The organism is Protofrankia sp. Cr1 (genome assembly GCF_963555865.1).
Taxonomy (GTDB): domain Bacteria; phylum Actinomycetota; class Actinomycetes; order Frankiales; family Frankiaceae; genus Protofrankia.
Map to the genome: position 1 here is coordinate 1 of NZ_CAUVXO010000047.1, position 5,489 is coordinate 5,489.

At 68.4% G+C, this 5,489-nt stretch carries 4 protein-coding genes and 1 pseudogene; 1 reads left to right on the plus strand and 4 read right to left on the minus strand.

What is annotated here, in order from left to right; translation table 11 throughout:
• From U9980_RS06785 to purS, 4 genes are all read right to left on the minus strand, one after another.
• A partial coding sequence (locus tag U9980_RS06785) for an EAL domain-containing protein (RefSeq protein WP_322767152.1) occupies window positions 1-2,288 on the minus strand: 2,288 nt, incomplete at its 3' end.
• A gap of 164 nt (window positions 2,289-2,452) precedes the next feature.
• The gene (locus tag U9980_RS06790; RefSeq protein WP_322767153.1) at window positions 2,453-3,202 is read right to left on the minus strand and encodes an HNH endonuclease family protein; all 750 of its coding nucleotides are present in this window, start codon (window positions 3,200-3,202) and stop codon (window positions 2,453-2,455) included.
• Between the two features lie 121 nt (window positions 3,203-3,323).
• Window positions 3,324-3,674: a rhodanese-like domain-containing protein gene (locus U9980_RS06795; RefSeq protein WP_322751793.1), complete on the minus strand. Its 351-nt coding sequence runs from the start codon at window positions 3,672-3,674 to the stop codon at window positions 3,324-3,326.
• A 474-nt stretch (window positions 3,675-4,148) separates the two neighbouring features.
• On the minus strand, window positions 4,149-4,415 hold the full coding sequence (gene purS / locus U9980_RS06800; protein WP_322767154.1) for a phosphoribosylformylglycinamidine synthase subunit PurS: 267 nt from the start codon (window positions 4,413-4,415) through the stop codon (window positions 4,149-4,151).
• A gap of 201 nt (window positions 4,416-4,616) precedes the next feature.
• Here purS and larE point away from each other — a divergent pair.
• A pseudogene (larE, locus tag U9980_RS06805) lies at window positions 4,617-5,435 on the plus strand (ATP-dependent sacrificial sulfur transferase LarE); the annotation flags it as partial.
• Between the last annotated feature and the right edge of the window lie 54 nt (window positions 5,436-5,489).

Consider the following 5,489-nt stretch of genomic DNA (forward strand, 5'->3'; position numbering starts at 1 on the left):
TGGGCCAGGTGGATGACGGCGGTGACGATGGCGTGGTCGGTTGGGTCGTCGGTCATTGTGCTGATGAATCGGCGGTCGATTTTGAGGCCGTCGAGGGGGAGGCGGTGCAGACGGCTGAGGGAGGAGTGACCGGAGCCGAAGTCGTCGATATAGAGAGTGATGCCCAGGGCGCGTAGGGCATGGAGGGCGGCGGTGACGGCGGGGGTGTCGTGGATGAGCGTGCTTTCAGTGATTTCGAGGCAGAGCTGGTAGCGGTCGTCGGGGTTGGTGGTGTGCAGGAGGTGGGTGAGGTCGGGCAGGAAGTCGGGGTCGGTGAGCTGGCGGGCGGAGACGTTGATGGTGATGTGCGGTGGGGGGATGAGGGGCAGTCCGGTCGTCCAGGTGGCGGCGGTGTGGCACGCGGTGTGCAGGGCCCAACGGCCGAGGGATGTGATCAGCCCGGTGTCTTCGGCGAGGGGGATGAAGATGTCGGGGAGCAGGAGGCCGCGGGTCGGGTGTTGCCAGCGAATGAGGGCTTCGGCGCCGATGGTGTCGCCGGTGGGGTTGAGGATGGGTTGGTAATGGAGGCGGAGTTCGCCGGGGGTGGCCAGGGCGTGGCGGAGGTCGTTTTCGGTGGTGAGGCGGTCGAGGAGGCAGGCGCGCATGGCTTCGTCGAACAGGAGGTGATGGCCGCGGCCTGAGTGTTTGGCGGTGTACATGGCGATGTCGGCGGCGCGCAGGAGGTCGTCGGGGTCGGCGAGTTCGGGGCTGGAGATCGCAATACCGACGCTGGCCGTAACGGTGACAGTGCGGCCGTCGAGAGTGGTGGGTTGGGCGAGGGCCGTGACGACGCGGTCGGCGATGGTCTGGAGGGTGGGGGCGCTGGTGATGTTCCCGCAGAGGATGGCGAATTCGTCGCCGGAGAGACGGGCGACGGTGTCGTGAGGGCGGACGGCGTGTTGGAGCCGGGTCGCGATTGTGCGCAGGAGCTGGTCACCGGTGTGGTGGCCGAGGGAGTCGTTGACGGTTTTGAAGCCGTCGAGGTCGATGAACAGGATGCCGACGCCGGTGTGGATGAGGGCGTGGTGGAGTCGGTCGAGGAGCGCGGTTCGGTTGGGCAGGCCGGTGAGGCTGTCGTGCCAGGCGTGGAAGCGGGCTTCGCGTTCGACCTGGAAGCGGGCGGCGGCGGCGGCGAGGATGGTGGCGACGGCGTCGATGAATGCGCATTCGCGGGCGGCGAACGGGCTGCTGCGGTGGACGGTGAGAATGGCGGTGGGGTGCTCGGGCGGGCCGATCGGGACGGTGAGTTCGCCGGGGGCGTTGGTGCCGGGTGGGGGTGTTCCGACGTGGACGGCCAGGTGTGGTCCGGTGTGGCCGGGGTGCTGTTCATGGATGGTGACGCTGTCGGTGTGGAGGTGGTCGGCGATTGCGGTGGCGGAGGCCGTCCACAGGGGGTCGGGTTCGAGGCTGGTCAGGGCGCGGCGGCCGAGGTCGGCGACAATCTGCTGTTCAGCGGAGCGGATTCGTAGTTCTGTCAGAGCTTTTTCGCGTTCGGTGACGTCGGTTGCGACGACCGCCACTGATGTCACCGTCCCGTCCGCGGTGAATATCGGCACCATGTGTGTTTCGAAATGGCGGCTGTACGCCTCGATGACACCACAGACGCGCTCGCCGGTCAGCGCACGTCGGGCCATGGGCGTGACGGGCAGGTCCTGGAAGGTTTCGACGATCGTCGATCGTCGATCGGGGTCCACCCGGGCGGCGTTCATCTCGCCGTCGGTGAACACGATGCGACCGTGTGGATCCATCAGGAACAACGCCACGGGGGTGTTGTCCAACAACAGCCGCAGGTGGTGGTGGGCGGCCATCTCCTGGGTGATGTTCTGGAACTGGCTGAGGTAGTACGGCTCCCCGTCCGGACCGTCGCGCAGAAGTATCGCCGTCGCCAGGACGTGCACGGTCGAGCCGTCCGGACGCGCGAAGCGGACCACGCGCTGCCCGCCTGGCCATCCGTCGGCCTGATGCCCCGTCTGCCCGTCGGCCTGCCCACCCGCCGCGGACTGTCGCGTGGTCACCAGCTGGGCAGCCCGGTCCGCCGGATGGAGCAACATGTCCCAGCTCATGGTGAGCAGCTCGCTCTCACTACGTCCCAGGATCCGGCATGTCGCCGCGTTCACCCGCTGCACTCGGCGATCGGTCGTACCGACGGCCAGCATCCCGATGTCCAGGCGGTCGAACAGATCCAGACGCTCTCCCGCCTGCCCCATGCTGTCCTCACCACCTGCCTGCGTCCAACGACCCGCAGCCACCTACGTGCAGCCACCTACGTGCAGCCAACCCGGCCGCGCGGGTCGCCTGGAGGCGGGTCGGCTGGGAATTACTCGCGCCCAGCCCCATCTTGGTAATGAACACGTTAATTGTACTTGAATAGTTGCCCGATGTGACGCCTGGGGGTTGACGTGGATGTTCGGGGTCAGCCGGCGGGCCTCCCGCCGAGCGTCGGCTGCGCCCGGCACTTACTGAGCACCTTGGCCATGGCGTCGCGTTCGGCGGGCTCCAGCCACAGGCCGTAGCGGGCTTTCACGCCGATCTGGCGGGCCACGTACTGGCACCGGTATCCCTGATTCGGCGGTAGCCACTGTGCGGCATTATCGTCGCTTTTATTCTGATTCGCCGGACCGTCGACCGCCAGCAGATTCTCCGGGTCGTTCGCGAAACTGATCAGTTTGTCCGATGGCCATGAGGCGGCCCCGGTACGCCAGGAATTCGCCAGCGCGACGACGTGATCGATCTGGACGGCGGCAGCGGCCCGCGTCCTGTTGAAACGGATCGTCCGGTTGGTATAAGGATCTTTGAGCTCGCCGGTCAGGACAATGCACGGGTCTGCCTGCTTGACGGTCACCAGTGTCAGGTCCCGGTGCAGGACGTCGTTCCGTGTGTCGCAGCCGTTGCCGTCGACGTCCTGCCAGGGATCGCCGAACGCGTCCCGCCGGTACTGCGGCGAGGTCGTCGCGGCGTGGACCGGTATCGACCCCAACGTCGCGAGGGCGCTCCCGGCGGTGACCTGCCCATTTTGTCCGGCGCCCCCGAGCCCGCCGGCGTTGGCGGCCGACGCATCGTTGAGCGAGCCGCAGGCGGCCGCGGCGAAGGTGAGTCCGAGACACAGCGCGAGGCCCACGGCCAGCGCCCGCGCGGTCGACATGGCGGGGTTGTCATGGTTCATGATGTCCAGTGTCGCGCCAGGAGTGCGCTCATCGTCCGATATCCACAGCTGACGATCGGTACGCCGCGGATGCAAAGGCGTGTCCACAACAACGACCGCCGACTTGACCGAAAGGCGCTGGTCAGATCACAGCCGGCGGCTGCGGCGTGGCGTTCTCCATCGGGCGGCCCGCCGCATCCCAGGCGATCATTCCACCGTTGAGGTTGCGGACACGCCAGCCGGCCCGGTGCAGGTAGGCCGTGACCGCGGCCGAACGCTGGCCTGACCGGCAGACAACCACCACGTCCCGTTCGCGCGGCACCTCGTCCAGGCGCTCGAGGAGTTCGCCCATGGGGATGTGGACCGCACCGGTGACATGTCCGGCGTCCCACTCCTCGACCTCGCGGACGTCGAGGAGCAGGATGTCTGCATCCGGCGACAGGTTGACCGGAAGTTGATCAATGGCGACTGAAGGTACTTCGTCCGTGCCCACCCGCCCATCCTGTCACCGGCTCCCGTGATGAGCCGTGGGCCTCGGTGTCGGGTGTCCGTCCGGCGGCCGGCGGCCGGCGTTGGGCCCGGGTAGCTGGGGGCTCGCGTCCCGGGAACAGGCGGCTGTGGTCACCGAAGGGCCTGCGGAGTCCTCGGGGGCGGACGTCTGGTGGCACCGTCAGGAAGGTGGAATCACTCGATGTTGAGTCGTCAGGCGCCGGTGCGGACGGGCCGTGGATCATCTGCCCGTGGTGCGGCGGAATCGTCCCATTGGCGCATCTGGTGGCCGACGACGACGAACCTGATGCCTGGGTCGCTGTCTGTGACTCATGTGGACGCCGGGTCGCGTTCGTCTCGCCGGCCGACCCGATGGCTCCCCCCGGATAGCGCCTCCCGGATAGCGTCCCCCGGGACGGTGCCCCGATCCACGTTCCTATTGCCGGGCACTATTGCCGGGCACGATTGTCGGGCGCTCTTACCGGGGTTGGGCGGCGGGTGCGGGTTCAACCCGGACGACGTAGTCCTCGATCACCGGATTGGCCAGTAGTGAGGCGGCAAGCTGCTCGATCATGGCGAGGGCGTCGGCATCCGCCTCGCCGTCCACCTCCAGCTCGAACCGCTTGCCCTGGCGCACCCCGACGATGCCGGCCACGCCCAACCGCGGCAATGCGGTGAGCACCGCCTGCCCCTGCGGGTCGAGGATCTCCGGTTTCAGCATCACGTCCACTACGACCCTGGCCATGGCGCAAGACCCTATCCCCAGGCGCTGTCTCAGGAGTCATCCCGGCAGCATCGAAACAGGCACCGGGCATGCGTCCGACGCCGGTGGGTCACTACCCTCGGATTCGTGTCGGCTTCTGTAGCAGGGAGATCCGTGTCGTCGGAACGGGTGCTGGAACTGTCGTCGGGACGGGTGCCGGAGCCGGTGGGGGTGGATGGCCGGGTCCTGGCCGGTCGCCTTGACGATCTTGCCGTGAGGCTCGCCGAGCTCGGATCCGTACTGGTCGCCTTTTCCGGTGGGGCGGATTCGGCGTTCCTGCTCGCGGCCGCGGTCCGGGCGCTCGGTGTCGACCGGGTTGTGGCCGCTACGGCGATCTCCCCCTCTCTGCCGGGGACGGAGCAGCGGGCGGCCGGCGACTTCGCGGCGGAGCTCGGGGTCCGCCACCTCACGCCGGCCACCAACGAGATGGGACGCGACGGCTACCGGGCCAACGGTCCGGACCGGTGTTACTTCTGCAAGGCGGAGCTCACCGAGACGCTCCGCCCACTCGCGGAGTCCCTCGGGCTCGCCCATGTGGTGACCGGCACGAACGCGGATGACGCGGTGGCTGGCTTCCGACCGGGTATCGGCGCGGCGGCCGCCCGGGGGGCACGGACCCCGCTGTTGGACGCTGGTCTGACCAAGGCCCAGGTCCGCGAAGCGTCCCGGTGGTGGGGGTTGTCGACCTGGGACAAACCGGCCGCGGCGTGTCTGGCAAGCCGCGTCGCCTACGGGATCACGGTGTCACCGGCACGTCTTGCTCGCGTCGAACGGGCCGAGGCGGCGTTGCGGGCGGCAGTGCACACAGCCGGGTTGGGCGTGCGCAACCTGCGGGTACGTGACCTTGGCACGGTGGCGATGGTCGAGGTGGACGCCACTCGTGTGCGGGCCCTGGCCGCGCGCCCGGAGCTGCTGGCGGTGATCGAGGGTTTCGACCGGGTGGAGGTCGACCCCCGCGGCTTCCGATCCGGCTCGATGAATGAGCTGCTACCGCGTTCCTAGCGGGCCAAAGGGCGCGCGACGATCGTCAGATCGCGCGCCCGGAGGCCGCAGTCT